The organism is Actinoplanes sp. NPDC021490 (assembly GCF_055562135.1).
Genome location: NZ_JBVHFW010000013.1, coordinates 275,444 through 296,074 on the forward strand (window position 1 = coordinate 275,444; position 20,631 = coordinate 296,074).

Sequence of the window (20,631 nt, forward strand, 5' to 3'; positions counted from 1 at the left end):
GGTTTCGGACAACGCGGTAGCGCCGAGTTGCCCGGGATGCGGCGTTCCCGGGCAACTCGGCCGGACCTAGTTGAGGGCGAACTCGGCCACTCGCACCCCGGCGCTCAGCACCAGGTAGACGTCGTGCCGCCCCGAGGTTTTCGGCAGCGCGGCCCGCACCGAGGTGTAGGAGTAGACATCGCCGGTTCCGCTGACGGTGGCCGTGCCCAGCAGCCGGCCCGTCGGGGATCCGAGACGCACCTGGACGGTGCCGCTGCCCGAGGCCCGGGCCGTGAAGGCGGTCACCCCGCGCAGCGAGGCGTCCTTGTAGGCGGCCCACTGCCCGTCGGCGGTCGCGCCGACCACCGTGCCCGAGGCCTTGGTCTCGTCGAGCAGCCGCACCCCGGCGTACGCGTCGAAGGTCTCGGCCCGCACACCCGGTCGCAGGTCGCGGGCCGGGATCGTCTCGCCCTCGACGCGCAGGACGCCGCGGGCGCGGATGTCACCCGAGGACGGGCCGACGAGGACGTCGTAGGCCGACTTCTCCACGATCCAGCGGCTCCGGGTCTGATCCCAGCGGGCCAGGTCGGACGGCTTCAACGGCAACGTCACCGTTCTGGTCTGCCCGGCCTTCAGCGACACCCGGGCGAAACCGCGCAACTGCTTGATCGCCGTACGGTCGCGTGAGCTCCGCTGATGCGTGTAGAGCTGGACGACCTCGTCGCCGTCCCGCCGGCCGGTGTTGGTCACCGCGACCGAGACCCGTCCGCCACCGACGGAGAGCGCGCCGTATCGGAAGGACGTGTAGGACAGCCCGTGCCCGAACGGATAGAGCGGGCGGGCCGAGCTGTACAGATACGTCTGCCCCGAGGAGATGATGTCGTATTCGAGGAGATCGCCGGACGCCGACGACGGCCAGGTCTGCGTCAGCCGTCCCGCCGGATTGCGGTCCCCATACAGCACATCGGCCAGCGCGTTGCCCGTTTCGGCGCCCGCGTGGGTCGTCCACAACAGGGCCGGAACGTGCTCCTTCAGCCACGAGACAGTCTGCGGATAGCTCGTCTGCAACACCACGACCGTACGGGGATTGGCCTTGACCACGGCCTTGACCAGAGCTTCCTGTCCGGCGGCCAGCCCCATTTCGGTACGGTCGTGAGCCTCGCGCCCGTTGATCATGGGCTGGCTTCCGACCACCACGACCGCGGTGTCCGACGCCTTGGCCGCCGCCACTGCCTCGTCGATTCCGCTTCGCAGCACCTCGCGGCTGAACCGGGTCGCCCCCGCGGCGTCGGGCGAGCCCAGCGACAGGCGGCCGTCCGCCCCCACGGTCACGTAGACGTTGGGCCCGAACCAGCTCTCCGACGTCTCGTACCCGGCATAGCGCAACACCACGTCGCCGTCCGGCTGCGCCTCGATCTTGAACTGCTGCTGGACGAACCAGCCGCCGGGCTGCTCGTCCTGGGTCAGGAAGGCGCCGTTGAGGTAGTTGCCGTTGGCGACGTTGCGCAAGGTCACCACGCCCTGGCCCCAGTCGACGACATCGAACTGGGCGGCGTCGCCCGCGGCCGGGGCGGTCACCGTGGCCGGGCCGGTGCTGTTGGCGGTCAGGTAACTGCCGGAAGTGACCGAGCGGAGCGCGATCCGGTCCGCCCCCGAGCCGCTGACCACGGACGACGCGCGCGCCGCGATGCCGTCGGCGGCCGTCACCTCGTACGGGAGCTTGCCCCCGTACCAGTCCGTGTAGAGCTCGCCGGCCAGTGGCCCGACGACCGCGACCTTGCCGCCCGGCTTCAACGGCAGCGCCCCGTGCGCGTTCTTCAGCAGCACCATCGCGTCCCCGGCGGCTTCCCGCGCGAGCTTGCGGTGGGCCGGCGAGTCGATGACCGACGCGTCGATGCCCGCGTACGGGCCGCCGCCCGGATCGAACTCGCCGAGCCGGAACCGGATACTCAGCGCGTGTCCGACCGCCCGGTCGACGTCGGCCACCGCGAGCAGACCCCGGGCCAGCGCCTCCTTGACCGCGGCGACCGTCGGCGCGCCGTTGGTGTCGTTGACCGTGAAGCTGTCCAGCCCGGCCTTGAGCACGGCGGCGTCCGCCTCGGCCTGCGTCGCGAAATAGGCCTGCGAACCGGTCAGGTTGGCCGGCGCCCACGCGTCGCTCACGTTGAACAGCGGGTAGTCCGACCAGTCGCGCAGCAGCCCGGCCTGATCCGGGTCCACAGTGGTCGGACGGCCGTTGACCAGGTTGTAGGAGGCCATCACGCCGGTCGCCGCGTTCGCGGTCAGCGCCGGCTTGAACGCCTGCCGGTCGTACTCGTTGAGCACCCGCGGCGGCACGTTGGACGAGGTGGTGTCGCGCCGCGTCTCGTTGTTGTAGGCGAGATAGTGCTTGAGCGTCGGAGCCGTCTTGAGATGATCCGGGTCCGGACCTTGCAAGCCTTTCCCGTACGCCGTGGAGATGGCCCCGGTCAGGTAGGGGTCCTCGGAGTAGCCCTCCTCGTTGCGCCCCCAGCGGGGATCGCGCAGCAGGTTGACGACCGGCGCCCACAGGTTGAGCCCGAACACGCGGGGGTTCCGGGAGTGGAAGCCGCGGGCCTCGTCGCCGACCGCCGCGCCGACCCGCTTGATCAGGCCGGGATCCCAGGTGCTGGCCAGCCCGACGGCCTGCGGGAAGCTCGTGCCGTCGGCGGTGACGACGTTGCCGCCGTTGTCGATGTCGGTCGACCAGGCCACGCCGTGCAGCGCCTCGGTGCCGGTCTTGAAGAAGTCGACGCCCAGGCGCGGGATGGCCGGCTGGTATTGGTGGAGCAGCGCGACCTTCTCGTCGAGCGTGAGCCGGCCGACGAGGTCGTCGACGCGCGCTGCCAACGGCAGGCCGGGGTCTCGGAACGGATAGGACGGGTCGGCGTGGGCCGCTCCGGGGACGACCGGAGCGGCCAGTAATCCGGCGGCCAGGACCGCCAGGAGACGCCTTCGCATGAGCGATTCACCTCAAAGAAGAATGCGCCCGGCGTGCCCTTCGTCGAAGCGCTTCGATATGTCGGCGGATTCGCTCACCATAGATGCCGGTAAATCAGGTGTCCATAGCCCCGAGCAGCTCGCGATACTGGTCCAGATAGAACCCGTCCTTGATGGCGGCGGACTCCGCGGCGCCGAGCACGCCCACTTCCGGCGCGTACGTGACCCCGCCCTTGGGGCCGAGCGGCAGCACGATGGCGTCGGGCTGCGGCGCGTACGTCCGATCGGCCTCGCCGCCCCCGATCAGCGAGCGGATGTTGGCCGCCACGACCTCGGCGTGCATCTGCGCGAGCCGGGCCATCTTCAGCTCCGGCACCGCGGTCACATCCCCGATCGCGAACAGCGTCTCACTGCCCCGCACCCGCAGTTCCGGCGTCACCTCGACGCGACCGCCCGGCCCGCCCAGATAGCTCGTGTCGACCGACGAGTCGTAGCAGAGCAACGTCAGATCGGCCTCGATGCCGTCGGCCGGAGCCCCGAGCCGCAGTTCGATCCCCATCTCGCCGAGCTGCTCGCGCAGCAGCCGCCGGAATTCCTCCGGATAGTCCCCCGGCATCAATTCGGACGACCGGTCGGCCACGATCACCCGTTTCTCCGGCCAGGCCGCCTTGATCTCGCCCGCGAATTCCAGCCCGACCGGTCCGGCCCCGACGAGCAGCACACTTGCCGCCCCGAGCAGCTCGGCGTGCAGCGCCCGGAGCCGCGCCGGCCCGTCCTCTTCGATCTTGGCCGGGAACGGATAAGACGAGCCGGTCGCGAGCACGACATAGTCGGCGCTCAGGGACTCCCCCGAAGCCAGTCCGACGGTCCTTTCGGTCACGCGCACCGCCCGATCACGCCGCACGATGCCGTTGACCAGTCCCCCGTACGGGATGAAGATCTTCGGAACCCAGGCCGGGTCGACGGCGGCCCGCAGCGCCGCGACGTTGTGCACGAAGGTGGCCCGCGGCTCGACCAGCGTCACCCGGGCAACATCGTCCAGGGCCTTGGCCACGGTGATGCCGCCGTAGCCGCCACCGACCACGATCACGTTGTTTGTCATGCCAAGACGGTCGCGCCCCCGGCCCCGCGTAACCAGGCCGCTCCTAGGCTGGTAGCAACGGGGACACCCTGAGCGGCCGCGGCGGCGCTACGGTCGACGCGTGAGCGAGAACGAGCTCGGCCTGTTCCTGCGCAGCCGCCGCGAGTCGATCGACCCGGCCACGGTCGGCCTGCCCGCCGGCGCGCGGCGCCGCACCCCCGGGCTGCGCCGTTCCGAGGTGGCCGCGCTGGCCGGCGTGAGCGTCGAATACGTGACCCGCCTGGAGCAGGGCCGCGACCGTCACCCGTCCCCACCGGTGCTGGGCGCGCTGGCCGACGTGCTCCGGCTGACCGGCAACGACCGCGTCCACCTCTACCGCCTCACCAAGGGCGCCGGCTCGACCTTCCCGTGCCGCGCCGAGATGACCCCCAGCCGGGTGCTCCGCCCCACGGTGCGGGCCCTGATCGACCGGCTCGAGCCCTCCTTGGCCGTGCTCGTCAACCATCTCGGCGACGTCGTGGCCCGCACGCAGGCGTTCGACGTTTTCGCCGAGCCGCTGGGCCTGCTCGACACCGACCCACCCAACCTGCTCCGGTACGTCCTCACGTCGCCCCGATCCCGCTCGGTGTTCCCGGAGTGGCCCGCGGTGGCCGACCACTGGGTGGCCACCCTCAAGGAGGGCCCGTTCCGTGCCGACCCGTACGTGGCCGCCCTGGCCGACGAACTGTCGGTGACCGCCGGCGACGAGTTCACCTCCCGCGCGTCCACGGTCCCCGGCGTCCCCGCACCCACCGGCGTCCTGCGCGTGACCCACCCCGCCCTGGGCCCGCTGACCCTGGCCTACGAGTCCCTGGAACTCCCCGCCGACGACAGCCTGCGCCTGATCGTCTATCTGCCCGCCGACCCCGCCACCACGAGCGCCCTGGAAGGCCCGGCCGCCCACCCACCCTTGCGCCTCGTCGCCCCCTAGGGAGCACGCATGCCCGAGCACGTACGCGCCGAACTGCACCGCTCCGGCGGCTTCACCGGCCGCCCCGCCACACGGTCGCCGACTCCCTCACCCTGCCCCCACCGGAATCGGCCCGCCTGCGAGACCTGCTGTCCACCCTGGACTTCACCACCCTGCAAAGCACCCGCCACCCCACCGGCGGCGCCGACCTGTTCCGCTACGACCTGACCTTGCAGCGCGGCACCGACCACTGGAAGGGCACCGTCTCCCAGGCTTCCGTGCCGCCCGCCTTGCGCCCGTTGCTCCAGTTCCTGGAGAAGAACGCCACTCAGTGACCCCTGCCGGGTCGCCGCAGCAGCCCCGCACTCCATCTGCATCGCACCCGGATCTTCCTCGTCCCACCGCCACCGCAGCTCGCGGTCGGTCAGAGCCCCGAAACCGGCCCGCCCGGCTGAGCACGGAGCTCATCGAGCCCGGCCGGCAGCGCCACGTCACCGTGACGCGCTTCGTCCAGGCCGTCGCCGTCGAAGCGCGCGACAACTTCCGGGTCGTCGACCACCTCGACCTCGGCGAACGTCTCCAGAATCTCGCGCACCGACCGGGCGTGGACCCACCACCACAGCCCACTCATGCCGTAGTCATGCAGAACGAGAACCGTTGCACAGTCACGATCGTCCGCCCGGTTCGGCCTTCCGTGACCCCTCCCAATCGCGGGAACAGGGCCCGACCTTACGTCTTCGCACCGACAGAACGCCGAGTTGTCCACAGGCCCCGGCAACGGCGCATTCCGCTGTGGACAACCCGAGTTGACGGCTTGACAGGTCGTAAAGTTCTTCCTTATTCCCCCGGGCGGGTGGGGGTTAGGGATGGCCGTACCGAAGAAAAGATCACGTACGACGGAGAGGCAACGCGAATCGCGGGCATGCGGGGCCTCAGGGCCAATGGGTCACCGGCGCCGGCCGGGCCAACGGGTCATGCCCGGCTGGGCCACCGGATCACGCCCAGCGGCGGCCAAACGACGACCGGCCCAGCCGGTAGAGCAAGGCGCTCGGGTCGTCACCGCCGCCGCGCTGATCATGATGAGTGTGTTCTTCGGGTTCACACGCCTGGCCAGGCCAAGCAGTCACACGGGCAGGCTGGACCAACCCGTCACAGACGCCTGGCCGGGCCAAGCGGTCACACGGGTCTGGCGGAATCAACCGGTCACAGACGCCCGGTCTGACCAACCGGTCACACAAGAGCGCTCGGCGTACGCCGGAATCCTGTAGCAGGACGCCCAGCGGGCCCTCAACGGCAACGGCAACGGCGCCCGGCTCGCGCACGGCATGTCGGTGCCGGGGCGACCACAGGGCCGGGCGAGCTCACCTCCTGGTGATCCGGTAGCCGTACGGCTCCAGAATCTCGCCGCCCACCTCGACCGGCGACGGGTTGTGGTTGATCAGAGTGACCATCGGGCCGCGGGCGCACGCCTCCACGTGCGGGGGCAGGTCCGCCATCACCGGCTTCAGTTCAAGGGCCTTCACCACGTACGCCGTCAGGGCCTCGGTTCCGGCCTCGTCGGCGATCGTGGCCAGGTGGTAGGCGCGGCCCGCGCCGTAAGTGTGGCGGGTCAACGCCGGCGAGCCGTCGCCGAACGTGCCCAGCACCGAGGCGCTTTCCACGTGCAGCACCTCGGCCAGCACAGTGCCCTCGAACCGCAGCCCCTCGCCGTGCACCGTTGCCTCGCCCGGCAGCACGCCCGCGAAGTCGTTCACCGAGACGCCGAGCACCGGGCCGAGCCGCCGCGTGAAGCCACCGGGGCGGAAGCGGTCGTGTTCGTCGACGATGTCGCTGAACGCGGTGGTGAGCAGCGCGCCGCCGTCGCGGACGTAGCCGGCCAGCGCCTCGAAGGAGGGTGACAGGTGCAGGCTCGGCGCGACGATCAGGCGGTAGCCGTCGAACGGTCCGGACGCCCGTACGAAATCGGTCTGCACGCCCGCGGCGAGGAAGGCGCCGTGCCAGGCCCGCACCTGGGCGATGTAGTCGAGCGGCGCCGGATGGTTGGGCTGGTCGAGCGCCCACCAGCTGTCCCAGTCGAGCACGATCGCGACCGGCGCCTCGCCGCCGGGGGCAGGCAGTTCGCCCAGTTCGGCCAGTTCGGCGCCCAGCTGGGTGATCTCGCGGAAGGTCCGCGTCGCCGGTCCTCCGTGCGGAAGCATCCCGGAGTGGTACTTCTCCGACCCGGCGGCCGATTGCCGCCATTGGAAGAACAGCACACCGTCGGCTCCGCGCCCGACCGCCTGCATGCTCATCGCCGCCATCTGCCCCGGTTTCTTGGCCGCGTTGTTCTCGCGCCAGTTCACGTAGTTGGGCGCCTGCTCCATGAGAATCCACGGCCGGCCCGGTTTCAGCGAGCGCATCAGATCACGGGCAAAGGCGCCGTCCCGGTACGAGAGGGGGTCGCGCGGATCGGGGTAGGTGTCGTCGGCGATGACGTCGACCTCGCCGGCCCACGACCAGTAGTCGGCCGGTTTGAAGGCGCTCATCATGTTGGTCGTCAACGGCTGGGTGGCGCCGGACTCGCGAATGATGCGCTTCTCCATGCGCAGCAGTTCGAGCAGCATGTCGGAGCTGAACCGGCGGAAGTCGAGCACCTGGCCCGGATTGACGCTGTACGGGGCGTGCCGCGGCGGGAGGACCTGCTCGAAGTCGGTGTACCGCTGGGACCAGAACATCGTGCCCCAGGCCGCGTTCAGGGCGTCGATGTCGTCGGCGAAGCGGCGCCGCAGCCAGACCCGGAAGGCGGCCGCCGCCTGATCCGAGTAGTCGTACGCCACGTGGCAGCCGAGTTCGTTGTTGATGTGCCACAGAACCACGGCCGGATGGTCCTTGTAGCGTTCCACGGTGGCCCGTACGAGATCGGAAGCGAGCCGCCGATAGTCGGGCGACGTCGGCGCGTAGTGCTGCCGGCTGCCGGGCCAGCGGGTCACGCCCGAGGCGTTCTCGGTCAGCACGGCCGGATAGTTGGCGGTGAGCCAGGGCGGTGGGGAGGCAGTGCCGGTGGCCAGGTCGACCGCGATCCCGGCCTCGTGGAGCATGTCGATGATCCGGTCGAGCCACTCGTAGTCGAAGACGCCCTCGGCGGGCTGGATGCGCGCCCACGAGAACACGCCGAGGGTGGCCAGGTTGACTCCGGCCTCGCGCATGAGCCGCACGTCGTCGGCCCAGACGTCCGTGGGCCACTGTTCGGGGTTGTAGTCCCCGCCGTAGAGGATCGGCATGGCTCCATCCTGCGGGAGGGCCCGCCGGTAACCGACAGGGGCGGTGGCTAGCGGCTCGTGTCGGTACCGCCGTAGGCTGCGATGATGCGGCATCGCGGGAGGGCGGACCCGGCATGACGACGGATGGCAGACCTGTGCGACTTCTGCGTGGGTACGGCTGGTGGATCATCCTGGTGACCGTTTTGATCACCGCCGGGGCTTACGCGGTGAGCCGCCTCGAAAAACCGCACTACCGCTCGACCGCGACCGCCGTGGCCAGCCCGCGCCTGCGCGCCGACACGATCCCGGTGGCCGCCAACCCGGGCACGGAACGCGAGATCGCCCGTTCCGTGATGGTGCTGCGCACGGTGGCCGACGATCTCGGCATCAGCGAGGAGACGCTGGCCCGCGGTCTGACGGTCGAGCCGGTCGAGGGTGGCGGGGCCGCGGTCCGGTTCACGTACGAGAACCGGAACGCCACGACCGCCCAGCAGCGCGCCCAGGCCGTGGCCGCGGAGTACGTCCGCTACCGCAACTCCAGCACGAGCCAGTACGGCATCGCGTCCTCGCTGGTCTCGCCGGCGAGCCGGGCCGAGGAGCAGCGCCTTCCGCTCTGGGTCTATCTGGCCCCGGGCGTGGCGCTCGGTCTGCTGCTCGGGCTGCTCTCGGCGCTGTGGCTGGCCCGCCGCCGCGACCGGATCCGCGGGCGCGACCACTTCGAGCGGGTGACCGGGGTGCCGGTGCTGGCCACGATCCCGCGGGCCCGGCCGTCGCGCGGTCCCGGCGCCCCGCTGCCGGTGCTGCTGCGCTCGCCCGATTCGGCCGACGCCGAGTCGTACCGCTACCTGCGGGCCCGGCTCGATCCGCGGCTCGACGGCCCGTCCACGGTGCTGGTCGCCGGTGGCCGGGAGGGCGAGGGCCGCAGCACGACGGCGGCCAACCTGGCCGTGGCGCTGGCCCAGGCCGGTCGGCGGGTGGTGCTGATCGACACCGACGTACGGCATCCGGCGCTGCATCTGATGTTCGACCTGTCCCGCGATCGCGGGCTGACCAACGTGCTGTCCGGCGAGCATTCGCTGGCCGAGACCCTGGCCGCGGGCGCGATCGTGAACCTGCGGGTGCTGGCCGCGGGGGCCGACCGGGACGGCAACGGCGACCTGCTCGCGGCGGGCGGGCTCACCGGCCTGCTGCACGAGCTCAAGAGCCAGTGCGACGTCGTCGTGCTCGACTCGCCGGCGCTGCTCAGCGTGGCCGACGCGCTGAGCCTGGCCGCGCACAGCGACCAGGTGCTGCTGGTCACCGACTACCGCCGCAGCACCCGGGCCGCCGCCGTGCGGGCCGCGGCCGAGCTCGAGCAGGTGACGCCGGGCCGGGTCGCGGCCGTGCTGATCGGCGTGCCCGAGCGCGACGGCGGGCTGATCCCGCGCACCCGCACCGGCCGCGCTCCCGCTCCGGCCGCGGTCGCGGGGCCCGCCGCCCACCCGGTGGCCGACCGGTTCGACATTCTCGAGGGCCCGGCCGACGCGCCGGAGCAAGAGCCCGAGACGGCACCGGAGCAGGCGCCGGAACCCGAACCGGCGCCGAAGGCCAAGCCGGCCCGCCCGGCCCGCGCCAAGGCCGCCATCCCGAAGCCGCGCGTCTACTCATCGGCCGCCGCGGCCGAGGCCGAGGCCCGGGTGCAGGCCAAAGAGGCCGCCGAGGCGCTGCCCGAGTCCGAGGACGCGCCGGCCGAGAAATAACCCGGGTGGCCGACTCCGGAACCGACAGGTTAGGTTAGGCGTGCCTAACGTTCCGGAAGTTGTCCAGGAGGCCTCCCGTGACCCAGACCGTTCACCCGGCCACGAGCACGGTGCCGTGGCGGTTCTTCGCCACCGAGGTGCGCGCGGTGCGCCGGCTCAGCCCCCACTTCGTGCGCGTGACCTTCACCGGGGACGACCTGGACACGTTCGCCGACAACGGCTTCGACCAGCGCATCAAGCTGATCCCGCCGCTGCCCGGGTCGGGCCTGCGGCACCTGCCGACCGGCGAGGACTGGTACGCGGAGTGGCGTGAGCTGCCCGAGGAGCAGCGCAACCCGATCCGGACGTACACCGTGCGCGCGGTCCGCCCCGAACGGCGCGAGGTCGACGTGGACATGGTGCTGCACGGCATCGAGGGTCCGGCGGCCAAGTTCGCCGCCGAGGCCGGGCCGGGCACCCCGGCGTACCTGATGGGCCCGAACGCTCTTTTCGACGGCGTGCACGGGGGCATCGACTTCCATCCGCCGGCGCACACCGACTGCCTGCTGCTGGGCGGCGACGAGACCGCGGTGCCGGCCATCGCCTCGATCCTGGAGCGCCTGCCGGCCGACGCGCGCGGTGAGGCCCTGCTCGAGGTGCCCTCGGCCGGGGACGCGCTCGACCTGGTCGCGCCCGAGGGTGTCCGGGTCACCTGGCTCGCCCGCGATCACGCGGCTCACGGCGACAAGCTGATTCCCGCCGTACGCTCGGCCACCCGTCGGATCTTCGGTGAGGAGCGGGTGGGCCCGGCCGTCGAGATCGAGGACGTCGACGTCGACCATGACGTGCTCTGGGAGGTCCCGGAGGAGGTCGTGGACGTCAGCCGCTTCTACGCCTGGCTCGCGGGCGAGGCCGCGACGATCAAGACGCTCCGCCGTCACCTGGTGGCCGAGTGCGGCGTCGACCGCAAGCTGGTGGCGTTCATGGGCTACTGGCGTTTGGGACGCGCCGAGGGCAACTAGGCGTTCTAGTCCCCTTTTCCGCCGAATTCCCTCGGCCGGGTGCGGCTTGGCCTAGCGTTTTCGGTGAAGGCCACGCTCGCGTGCGGCCCTCAGGAGAGCCGTACCCCGGTGCGGTTCCACCCGAGCCCGAGGGGAGAGGCGATGTGGAACACCTCGGCGCCGCAGCAAGGCCCGGTCGTTCTGCTGGTGGAGGACGACGAGGACCTGCGCGACATGACGTCGCAGATGCTCGAGCTGCGCGGCTTCCAGGTGCTGGTCGCCACCGACGCGGTCAGTGCCATCACCACATGCCGTGTGCATGAGGGCAAGATCGACGTGCTGCTGACCGACCTGGGCCTGCCCGGCGTCTCGGGCGGCGAGCTGGCCCGGTCGGCGCACGCCGTGCGGCCGGGCATGGAGACGGTCTACGTGTCCGGCATGCCGCAGGAGATCGCGATCCGCCGGGGCATCATCAAGCGCGGCGCGCCCTTCATCGCCAAGCCGTTCACGGCCGACCAGCTGGCGGGCATGTTGCGTTCGGTTCTGGCCCAGCACAACAGCAACGCTCCTGCACCCTGACTGTGCGTAAGTCAGCCTTAACTCTGAGCATTGGGTCCCGATACATAGGGCACAGGCGCGGAACGCCGCGCCTGACCACAACGGGGGGGATCCCAGATGCTGCCGCTGCACTACGTCGCCGCTTACCTGACCGCTCGCCTGACGAAGAAGGACGACGAGGGCGCCACCGCCGTCGAGTACGGCCTGCTCGTCACCCTCATCGCGATCGCCCTGATCGCCGGGGCCACCATCTTCGGCGGCAAGATCAGCGACCTGTTCAAGACGGTCGGCAACAAGCTGGTCGTCCCGTGATGATCTGAAAGGCCGGTTCCCACGACCGTGCAAGCCGCCAGTCGTTCCCTCCATCGCCCCGGGCCGCATGCCGCACGCCGGCCGGCCCGGGGCGAGGAGGGTGCCGCCGCGGTCGAGTTCGCGATCGTGTTGCCGCTGATGCTGGTGCTCGTGTTCGGAGTCATCGACTTCGGGCGGGCGCTGCAGCAACAGACCCTGTTGAGTGCCGCGGTCCGGGAAGGGGCCCGGACCGGGGCGCTGAACGGCACGACCGCCCAGATCCAGACCCGGGTGCAGGGCATGGCCGGCACCAACGCCACAGTCAGCAGCACCCTCTGCACCAGCAGCTCGACCACCACCGCCAACGCGACGGTGACGGCGTCACAGCCCTTCACGGCCGTGACGCCGATTTTCGCGTTCATGAAGATGTTCGGCGTCACCTCGAGCCTCACGACCCTCACCGCCACCGGGGTGATGTCGTGCACCGGCTGATCCGGTGGTCCCTGCTTCCGGCCCGGCGCGCGTGGCGCCGGGCTCTGCGTCGTCAGGAGTCCGAGCACGGCGTCGTCGCCGCGATGCTCGCCGTCCTGCTCAGCACCGGTGTCTTCTTCGGCACGGGGGCGCTGGTCATCGACGTCGGCCAGCTCTCGCTGGAGCGGACCGAGCTGCAGTCGGGCGCCGACGCCGCGTCGTGGGCGATCGCCCTCGGCTGCGTCCGCGATCCGGCCGGCTGCACCACCGCCGCGCAGACCACGGTCGCCCGGACCTACACCAACCAGAACATCAAGCGGGGCTCGGCCGACGCGCAGATCTGCCTCACCGGCGTACCGGGCCAGACCTGCTCGACCTGGAGCAGCACCACTCCGTGCCCGGCCACATCGGTGACCGGCGGCAAGTCCGTCGAGGTGCACACGAGCACCAAGCTGTCGAACAGCTCCACGCTTCTGCCGCCCACCTTCGCCGGGGCGCTCTCCGGCACCCCCTACACCGGGACCAGGGTCGGCGCCTGCGGCCGGGTCGCGTGGGGCCCGCCCAGCATCACCAAGGTGTTCGCGCTCGGCATCTCGCTGTGCGACTGGCAGCGGATGACGAACAACGGCAACACCTACTACGGCCCCCTGATCGGGCTCGTCGGCCAGCTCGGCCTCTTCCCCTTCCTCGGGCTGCCGGCGCCGACCGCCGCCGCCGAGGGCGCCATGGCCCAGGTGCTGCCGCTCTCGCTCGCCGGCCTGCCGCTGCCGTCGTGCACCACCCCGATCATCAATCTGAGCAAGCCGCGCGGCTGGACCTGGCTCTACGACAACAACCTCAACCCGCCCGACGCCAACTGCGAGCTCAGCCTCAAGGTGGGCGACGAGCCCCGGGGTTTCACGCTCTCCGGCCTGCTCGCCGGCCAGAACTGCCGGGACCGGCTCCAGACGCTGTACACCACCCGCCAGCCGATCCTGGTGCCGATCTTCGACGAGATCGAGCAGACGCTGCTCTCGCTGGCCCCGACGTACCGGATCGCGGGCTTCGCGCCGTTCGTGGTCACCGGCTACGACACCCTGATCCCCGGCGTGCTCCAGTCCGTGGCCAACCTGCTGTCGCCCGGCGGCGTCCCGTCCCTGTTGCAGAAGGCCCTGTGCACCGTCTCCGCCTGCATCTACGGCTATTTCACCAGGACAGTCGTGCCCATCGACAACCCGGTCTTCGGGACCGGCTCCGACTTCGGGGCCACGGTCATCGGGCGTACGGGATGAAAGGGCCAAGGGGGTAGGACATGCGTCGGCGAATTGTCATGCTGAGCGTCGCTGCCGTGCTGGCGCTCCTGAGCGCGGTGGCGGTCGTCGCCTACGCGCGCGGCGCCGACCGCCGCGCGGTCGAGGGCAAGAAGGGCACGTGGGTGCTGCTGGCCACGGCGACGATCCCGAGCGGCACCACCGGCGCGCAGATCCGCTCCCGCCGGCTGGTGCGGCAGGTGCTGATGCCGGCCGAGACCGTGCCGTCGGGCGCGCTGGCCAAGCTCGACCCAGCTCTCGACGCCAAGAAACTCAACGCCGAACTGGCACCCGACCAGATGCTGCTGAGCCGGCAATTCGAGGTGTCGGCCAAGCCCACGGCCACCCCGGCGCCGACGTTCCGGGTGCCGGCCGACCGTCTCGCCGTCAGCGTCCAGCTCGGCATCGCGCCGCAGGTCGCGGGCAACGTCAAGCGCGGCGACCGGGTGACCGTCTTTCTCACCGTGCCCAAGCAGGAGACCGACGCCAACCCGCAGAAGACGTCGGTCCTGCTGCCCCGGGTCACCGTGCTGAGCGTGGGTGAGAGCGCGGTGGCCGCCCAGCCCCCGATCATCGTGTCGCAGAGCGGCGCCGCGGCCGTCATGTCGAGCGCGGTGCCCAGCCCCTCGGTGGGCTCGACCGAGCAGCTGACCCGCTACGTCGTCACGCTGGCCGTCACCCCCGATCAGGCGGAGGCCCTGGTCAACGGATACAACCGCGGGCTGCTGCACCTGGCGCTGCTGGGCGCCCGGGCGACCGTGACCGCCTCACCGACCGTCGTCGAGAGCGGGGCCGCCGGATGAGCCTGTACGTCTATCTGGAACCGGATCGGGACAAGCTGGCTGAACGCGGGCCGGAGTTCCAGTCCGTGGGCGGCTCGATCGTGCACAGCATGGCCGATCTCGAGGCCCACCTGCCCCGTTATCCCGAGACGCTGCTGGTGCTCATGGGCGCCGGCGTCGACCTCGACGAGGCGCTGATGTTCACCGCCTACCAGCGGCTGCAGCGGCCGCTGATCGGGGTGGTGCTGGTGCGCCGGCACATCGACCCGCGCGAAGTGATCCGCTGCCTGCAGGCCGGCGTGCGCGATGTGGTCGAGGAATCCGACTGGGACGGGATCCGCCAGGCGACCAGCCGCTCGGTCGACATCTCGAAGGCGCTGAGCTCGACGATGCGCTCCGGCGCCGAGACCTCCCCGCACGGCCGGATCATCACCGTCTTCGCCGGCAAGGGCGGCTGCGGCCGCAGCTTCGTGGCCGTCAACCTGGCCGTGGCGCTGTGGGCCGGGGGTGCCCGCCGGGTGCTGCTGGTCGACCTCGACCTCCAGTTCGGCGACGTGGCGATCATGCTCAAGCTGCCGCCCGACCGCAGCATCGCGGGCGGCATCGCGATGGCCGGCCGGCTCGACGAGCCCGGCCTGCGCTCGATCGCGACCCCGTACCGTCCCGGCATCGACGTCCTGCTCGCACCGGGCAATCCCGCGCAGGGGGAACACGTACGGCGGGAACTGGTCCTGGAGATCCTCGACGTGGCCCGGCCGCACTACGACTTCATCGTGATCGACACCCCGGCCATCGTCACCGACCAGGTGCTGGCCGCGCTCGACGTGTCGGACTGGTTCGTCCCGATCGTCACGCCCGACCTGCCGACGCTCAAGACGGTGCGCCTGACCGTCGAGATGTTCGACATGCTGGAGTACCCGCGCGACCGCAGCCTGCTCGTCTTCAACCGGGCCAACACCCAGGTCGGTCTGACCACGGCCGACGTCGAGGAGGCGATCGGCATGCCGTTCGCGGCGCTCGTGCCCTCCAGCCGGGACGTACCGATCTCGGTCAACCAGGGCGAGCCGCTGCTGGTGACCGAGCCGCTGCACCCGGTCAGCCGGGCCATCCGCCAGCTCGCCGACCGCTGCGCCGGCATCGAGACCGAGCCGGTCGTCAAACGCGGCCTGTTCGGGCGGACGCTGAAGCGCAAGAAGGTCGCGCGATGAGCCTGTCCGCGCGTCTCGGCATGTACGGCAACCGGGGTGGCGGCGAGGACGAACAGCCGGAGGCGGTCGAGGAGACGCCGGGCCGGGGGTCCGCGACCACCCAGCGCTACCGGGCGGCCGGACGCCAGGCCGCCGACCCGGTGTACGACGTGCGCCTGCGGATCCAGCGCCGGCTCGCCGACGAGCTCGGCCCCACCCTGTACGCGAGCCGCGGCAACGACGAGACGCTCGACTCCCGGGTCCGCGAGGTGCTGTTCGAGCTGCTGGCCCGCGAGGAGACCCCGCTCTCCGGCGGCGACCGGGCCCGCATCATCAAGGAGGTCACCGACGAGGTCCTCGGTCACGGGCCGATCGAGACGCTGCTGCGCGACCCGTCGGTCACCGAGGTCATGGCCAACGGGGCCAAGAGCATCTATGTGGAACGGTTCGGCCGGCTCGAACGCACCGAGGTCGAGTTCGACGACGACGCCCATCTGCGCCGCATCATCGACCGCATCTGCGCCCGCGTGGGCCGCCGCGTCGACGAGGCCAGCCCGATGGTGGACGCGCGCCTGCCCGACGGCAGCCGGGTCAACGCCATCGTGCCGCCGATCGCCCTGGACGGCGCGTCGCTGACGATCCGCAAGTTCTCGGCCACGCCGCTGACCGTCGGCGACCTCGTCTCGTACGGGACCATGACCCGGCCCGCCGCCGAATTCCTCGAGGCCTGCGTGCGCGGCCGCCGCAACGTGCTGGTCAGCGGCGGCACCGGCTCCGGCAAGACGACGATCCTCAACGTGCTCTCCGACTTCGTGCCGACCGACGAGCGCATCGTGACCATCGAGGACGCCGCCGAACTGCGCCTGGGCCAGGACCATGTCGTACGCCTGGAATCCCGCCCGTCCAACGCCGAGGGACGCGGCACCATCAACACCCGCGACCTGGTCCGCAACGCCCTGCGGATGCGCCCCGACCGGATCGTGGTCGGCGAGGTCCGCGACGCCGCCGCGCTCGACATGCTGCAGGCCATGAACACCGGCCACGACGGCTCGCTGACCACCCTGCACGCGAACACCCCGCGCGACGCGCTGTCCCGCCTCGAGACGATGGTGCTGATGGCCGGCATGGACCTGCCCAGCCGGGCCATCCGCGACCAGATCGCCTCGGCCGTCGACCTGATCATCCAGATCACCCGGTTCAAGGACGGCTCCCGCAAGGTCACCCACATCACCGAGGTGGTGGGCATGGAGGGCGACACCATCACCCTGCAAGACCTTTTCCTGTACGACCTGAGCGCCGAGACGCCGGCCCACCTGGCCCAGTTGAGGCCCACCGGGATCCGCCCCCGGTTCGTCGACGCGCTGGCCATGTACGGGGTGACGCTGCCCCCCGGAATGTTCGGCGGGAAACGGTGAGCGCCGCCCGCTGGGCCATCGCTCTGCCCGCCGCCGGGGCCGCGTTCCTGCTGTTCGCGCTGCTCATCGAGCGGTTCTTCGGCCGTACGCCGATGCAGCGGCGGCTCACCACGCTGAAGCAGTACACCGTCGGCGAGAAGCAGATCGCCGAGCCGGTGCTGCGCCGGCTGCAGCACGCGGCCGGCGCGTTCGTCGAGCGCTCCCCCGCCCTGACCCGCCTGGCCGCCCGGGCCGAACCGAAACTCGACGCGGCCGCGACCGGGCTGCTGCCCAGCGAGTGGCTGGCCATCCGGTTCCTGATCAGCGTGCTGGCCGCCCTCGTCGGGATCATGCTGCTCCCGCCGCTGCTCGGTCTGCTGGCCGGCGTCGTGTTCGGCTATCTGCTGCCCGGCCTGCTGCTCACCATGCAGATCGACCGGCGCCGCAAGGTCTTCGCCGACGAGCTGCCCGGCATGCTGCAGCTGATCCTCAGCGCGCTGCGCTCCGGCTTCACCCTGCAGCAGTCGGTGGAGGCGGCGGTCCGCGACGACGAGGGCCCGGTCGCCGAAGAGTTCAGCCGGGCGCTGTCCGAGACCCGGATCAGCGGCGAGTTCGAGGACGCCCTGTCCCGGGCCGGCGAGCGGGTGCAGAGTCCCGAGCTGACCTGGCTCGTCATGGCGCTGCGCCTGCAAAGGGAGACCGGCGGCAGTCTGGCCGAGGTCATGCAGACGACGGCCGACACCATGCGCGAACGCGCCTATCTGCGCCGGCACGTGCGCAGCCTCTCGGCCGAAGGACGCATGTCGGCGTACGTGCTGATCTGCCTGCCGATCTTCACGTCGATCATGCTGTTCCTCGTCCGGCGCGACTACATCATGCCCCTGTTCCAGCAGGCCCTCGGCATGGTGCTGCTCGGCGTGGCGGTCCTGATGCTGGTCATCGGCTCGGTCTGGCTGCGCGCCATCACCAAGATCGAGGTCTGACCGATGACCGGCCCGGTTCTGGTCGCGATCGCCGCCCTGGCCTCGGTGCTGGCGGTGGGCTTCGCGGCGGCCGCGGTGACTGTGCCGCCCAGCCGCCGCCAGCGCATGCTGCGCATCCTGCACTCGTTCGACCGCAGCCGGAACTCGCCCCGCGCGATCGCCACGCCGTTCGGCGGCCGGCTGCGCCCGCCGGTGGTCCGGGCCATCCAGGTGGCCGGCAACCTGGTCACCCCGGTGCCCGTACGGAACCGCCTGTCCCGGCACCTCGACTACGCCGGCAACCCGGCCGCGTGGCCGCTCGACCGGGTGATCCGCGGCCGCCTGGTCGCGGGTGTGGTGCTCGCCCTGTTGTTCTACGTCATCGCCCAGGGCATCGCGCTCAAATGGAGCCTGCCCGGGGCCGCGCTCGGCCTGCTGGCCGGACTGCACGTGCCCGACCTGCTGGCCTACAACGCCGGGGTGAAGAGGCAGAAGGACATCACCCTGTCGCTGCCCGACGTGCTCGACGCGATGGTGATCGGCGTCGAATCCGGTCTGGGCCTGGACGCGGCGATGGCCCAGGTCGCCCAGCTGCTGCGCGGGCCGATGCCGGACGAGCTCAACCGGGTGCTGCAGGAGATGCGGCTGGGTGTATCTCGGTCGATCGCCCTGCGGGCCCTGGCCAAGCGGACCACCGTACGGGATCTGAAAACGCTGGTGACGGCGCTAGTGCAGGCCGGCGAGCTGGGCATCTCGATGGCTAGCATCCTCCGCGAACACGCCTCCGACCAGCGCACGAGACGCCGTCAGCGGGCTGAGGAACAAGCTCAGAAGGTCACCGTCAAGCTGCTCTTCCCGGTGCTGTTCTGCCTGTTCCCGGTGATCTTCATCGTCGTGCTGGGCCCCGCCATGATCCAGATCATGGGCAGCCTCTGAGCCGCTAAGGAGCTGACGTTTACGGCCGATAAGTAGAGGTGGCATCTGTCGTGCTGAGCCCCGACCTCGACGAGGAGAAGCGGCTCGCCGTCCTGCACGAGTACTGCTTGCTGGACGCGCCCGCCGATGAGGAGCTGACCACCGTCGTACGGGTGGCCGCCCTGGTCGCCGGGGTGCCGACCGCCACCCTCAACCTGATCGACGAGAGCCGGCAGTGCCAGCTCACCACGTACGGCTTCGAGGGTGGCAACTCGGCCCGCTCCGACTCGATGTGCGCCATCCAGTTCCGGGCCGGTCGCTTCGTGCATGTGCCGGACGCCAGCGAACACGTCCTGTACCGCGACAACCCGTGGGTCAACGGCCGGATCGCCTCGGTCCGCTTCTACGCCTCGGCGCCGCTGATCACGCCCGAGGGTTACGCGCTGGGGACGCTCTGCGTGTTCGACGACCAGGTCAAAGAGCTGACCGAGGACCAGACCGGCCGACTGATCGACCTGGCCGACGTGCTGGTCGCCCTGTTCGAGCGCCGCCGGCAGGCCCGCCTCAACGAGCAACTGGCGGTCGAGTCCGAGAACGCGAAGCGGTTCATCACGACGGTCCTCGAGACGGTCAACGTGGGCGTGGTCGTCGCGGACGACACCGGCCACGTCACCCTGCTCAATCGGGCGGCCCGCGACTGGCACGGCATGGACGCGGACGCCACACTCGACCCGTCGGCGCTGCCCGACCGGTATGGGCTGTTCGACGCCGAGGGCCGTTCCCGGCTGACGCCCGACCAGGTTCCGCTGTTGCGGGCGCTGAACGAGGGTCACATCGAGAACGTCGAGATGACCGTACGGGTCCAGGGTCGCCCGCCGGTCCAGTTGAGCTGCAACGGCAGCCGTCTCGTCGACGACGCCGGGCGGGTGCTGGGCGCGGTCGTCGCGCTGAACGACGTGACGGCCGACCGCGCGTACCGCAGGGAACTGGAACAGGCCAGCGCCGAGATCGCGGCCCGCGGCGAGAAGCTGTCCGCCGCCCTGGTCGAGTTGCGCCGCTCGAACGAGGAACTCGAACAGTTCGCCGGCGCGGTCAGTCACGACCTGGTCCGCCCGATGGCCGCCGCGCACGGCTTCCTCGACCTGCTGGTCGGCGAATACACCGGGGACCTCGACGACCGCGCGACGAAGTGGGTGACCGGCGCCATCCGTTCCGTCGAGCGCATGCAGAAGCTGGTGGACGCCCTTCTCCGGTACGCCCGCGCCGGTCAGACGCCGTACCAGGCCGAGCCGGTGCCCCTGACCAACGTCGTCCTCGACGTGCTGGCCGACCTGCGCACGGCCACCGAGAGCACCGGCGCCCAGATCTCGGCCACCGACGACCTGCCGACAATCCAGGGCGACCCGGTGTTGCTGCGGCAGCTCTTCCAAAATCTGATCGACAACGCGATGAAGTACCGCCGGCCCGACCGCCCCTGCCACATCACCGTGACCGCCGAGGCTCGTCCCGACGCCTGGTTCGTGCGGGTGGCCGACAACGGAATCGGCATTCCACCCGATCAGCGGGAGCGGGTGTTCGAAATGTTCGCCCAGGTCGACCCGAGGCAGCAGAAGGGCTACGGGATCGGTCTTTCCACGTGCCTGCGCATTCTGGAACGGCACCGGGGCACGATCACGCTCGAGGAAACCCCGGGCGGCGGCACGACCGTCTGCCTGCAACTGCCCAAATGACAGTAGGCCCACCCCGTTATGGGGTGGGCCTACTGTTCACGTTGAGTCCGGCGGCGTCCTACTCTCCCACACCCTCCCGAGTGCAGTACCATCGGCGCTGGAGGGCTTAGCTTCCGGGTTCGGAATG

The 20,631-nt window shown here is 70.8% G+C and carries 17 protein-coding genes, 1 rRNA gene and 1 pseudogene; 14 read left to right on the forward strand and 5 right to left on the reverse strand.

Annotated elements, in window-relative coordinates; translation table 11 throughout:
* Positions 1-66: 66 nt before the first annotated feature.
* A complete protein-coding gene (locus ACZ3I4_RS31210) occupies positions 67-2,958 on the reverse strand; it encodes a glycoside hydrolase family 3 C-terminal domain-containing protein (protein WP_465385619.1) in 2,892 nt (963 codons plus the stop codon).
* A 94-nt stretch (positions 2,959-3,052) separates the two neighbouring features.
* A complete protein-coding gene (locus ACZ3I4_RS31215) occupies positions 3,053-4,039 on the reverse strand; it encodes an FAD-dependent oxidoreductase (RefSeq protein ID WP_465385620.1) in 987 nt (328 codons plus the stop codon).
* 100 nt (positions 4,040-4,139) lie between these two features.
* Between ACZ3I4_RS31215 and ACZ3I4_RS31220 the strand changes: the two genes are divergently transcribed.
* A complete protein-coding gene (locus ACZ3I4_RS31220; RefSeq protein ID WP_465385621.1) occupies positions 4,140-4,988 on the forward strand; it encodes a helix-turn-helix transcriptional regulator in 849 nt (282 codons plus the stop codon).
* 77 nt (positions 4,989-5,065) lie between these two features.
* A pseudogene (locus ACZ3I4_RS31225) lies at positions 5,066-5,302 on the forward strand (protealysin inhibitor emfourin); the annotation flags it as partial.
* An 89-nt stretch (positions 5,303-5,391) separates the two neighbouring features.
* Here ACZ3I4_RS31225 and ACZ3I4_RS31230 read toward each other — a convergent pair.
* Positions 5,392-5,598: a hypothetical protein gene (locus tag ACZ3I4_RS31230; protein WP_465385622.1), complete on the reverse strand. Its 207-nt coding sequence runs from the start codon at positions 5,596-5,598 to the stop codon at positions 5,392-5,394.
* A gap of 730 nt (positions 5,599-6,328) precedes the next feature.
* Positions 6,329-8,227 (reverse strand): beta-galactosidase, encoded by a 1,899-nt coding sequence (locus tag ACZ3I4_RS31235; RefSeq protein ID WP_465385623.1) that lies wholly within the window; start codon positions 8,225-8,227, stop codon positions 6,329-6,331.
* Positions 8,228-8,361: 134 nt separating this feature from the next.
* Between ACZ3I4_RS31235 and ACZ3I4_RS31240 the strand changes: the two genes are divergently transcribed.
* The 12 genes from ACZ3I4_RS31240 to ACZ3I4_RS31295 all read left to right on the forward strand — a co-directional run bounded on the left by ACZ3I4_RS31240 (position 8,362) and on the right by ACZ3I4_RS31295 (position 20,504).
* Complete coding sequence (locus tag ACZ3I4_RS31240) at positions 8,362-9,945, forward strand: polysaccharide biosynthesis tyrosine autokinase (protein ID WP_465385624.1); 1,584 nt, start codon at positions 8,362-8,364, stop codon at positions 9,943-9,945.
* A 77-nt stretch (positions 9,946-10,022) separates the two neighbouring features.
* Positions 10,023-10,946, forward strand: a complete 924-nt coding sequence (locus ACZ3I4_RS31245; RefSeq protein ID WP_465385625.1) for a siderophore-interacting protein — start codon at positions 10,023-10,025, stop codon at positions 10,944-10,946.
* Positions 10,947-11,087: 141 nt separating this feature from the next.
* Positions 11,088-11,504 (forward strand): response regulator, encoded by a 417-nt coding sequence (locus ACZ3I4_RS31250; protein WP_184949517.1) that lies wholly within the window; start codon positions 11,088-11,090, stop codon positions 11,502-11,504.
* 96 nt (positions 11,505-11,600) lie between these two features.
* Positions 11,601-11,795, forward strand: coding sequence for a Flp family type IVb pilin (locus tag ACZ3I4_RS31255; protein ID WP_465385626.1), 195 nt, complete (start codon positions 11,601-11,603; stop codon positions 11,793-11,795).
* Between the two features lie 27 nt (positions 11,796-11,822).
* Positions 11,823-12,266, forward strand: coding sequence for a TadE/TadG family type IV pilus assembly protein (locus tag ACZ3I4_RS31260; RefSeq protein ID WP_465385627.1), 444 nt, complete (start codon positions 11,823-11,825; stop codon positions 12,264-12,266).
* The gene (locus ACZ3I4_RS31265) at positions 12,254-13,516 is read left to right on the forward strand and encodes a pilus assembly protein TadG-related protein (protein ID WP_465385628.1); all 1,263 of its coding nucleotides are present in this window, start codon (positions 12,254-12,256) and stop codon (positions 13,514-13,516) included. Before ACZ3I4_RS31260 ends, ACZ3I4_RS31265 begins: the two co-directional genes overlap by 13 nt.
* A gap of 20 nt (positions 13,517-13,536) precedes the next feature.
* On the forward strand, positions 13,537-14,337 hold the full coding sequence (gene cpaB / locus ACZ3I4_RS31270; protein ID WP_465385629.1) for a Flp pilus assembly protein CpaB: 801 nt from the start codon (positions 13,537-13,539) through the stop codon (positions 14,335-14,337).
* Positions 14,334-15,524, forward strand: a complete 1,191-nt coding sequence (locus tag ACZ3I4_RS31275; RefSeq protein WP_465385630.1) for an AAA family ATPase — start codon at positions 14,334-14,336, stop codon at positions 15,522-15,524. Before cpaB ends, ACZ3I4_RS31275 begins: the two co-directional genes overlap by 4 nt.
* Positions 15,521-16,918, forward strand: a complete 1,398-nt coding sequence (locus ACZ3I4_RS31280; protein WP_465385631.1) for a CpaF family protein — start codon at positions 15,521-15,523, stop codon at positions 16,916-16,918. Before ACZ3I4_RS31275 ends, ACZ3I4_RS31280 begins: the two co-directional genes overlap by 4 nt.
* Positions 16,915-17,880, forward strand: coding sequence for a type II secretion system F family protein (locus ACZ3I4_RS31285; protein WP_465385632.1), 966 nt, complete (start codon positions 16,915-16,917; stop codon positions 17,878-17,880). Before ACZ3I4_RS31280 ends, ACZ3I4_RS31285 begins: the two co-directional genes overlap by 4 nt.
* A 3-nt stretch (positions 17,881-17,883) precedes the next feature.
* A complete protein-coding gene (locus ACZ3I4_RS31290; RefSeq protein ID WP_465385633.1) occupies positions 17,884-18,795 on the forward strand; it encodes a type II secretion system F family protein in 912 nt (303 codons plus the stop codon).
* Positions 18,796-18,833: 38 nt separating this feature from the next.
* The gene (locus ACZ3I4_RS31295; protein WP_465385634.1) at positions 18,834-20,504 is read left to right on the forward strand and encodes a sensor histidine kinase; all 1,671 of its coding nucleotides are present in this window, start codon (positions 18,834-18,836) and stop codon (positions 20,502-20,504) included.
* 45 nt (positions 20,505-20,549) lie between these two features.
* Here the strand turns inward: ACZ3I4_RS31295 and rrf are convergent.
* Positions 20,550-20,631, reverse strand: a 5S ribosomal RNA gene (gene rrf / locus ACZ3I4_RS31300); the annotation flags it as partial.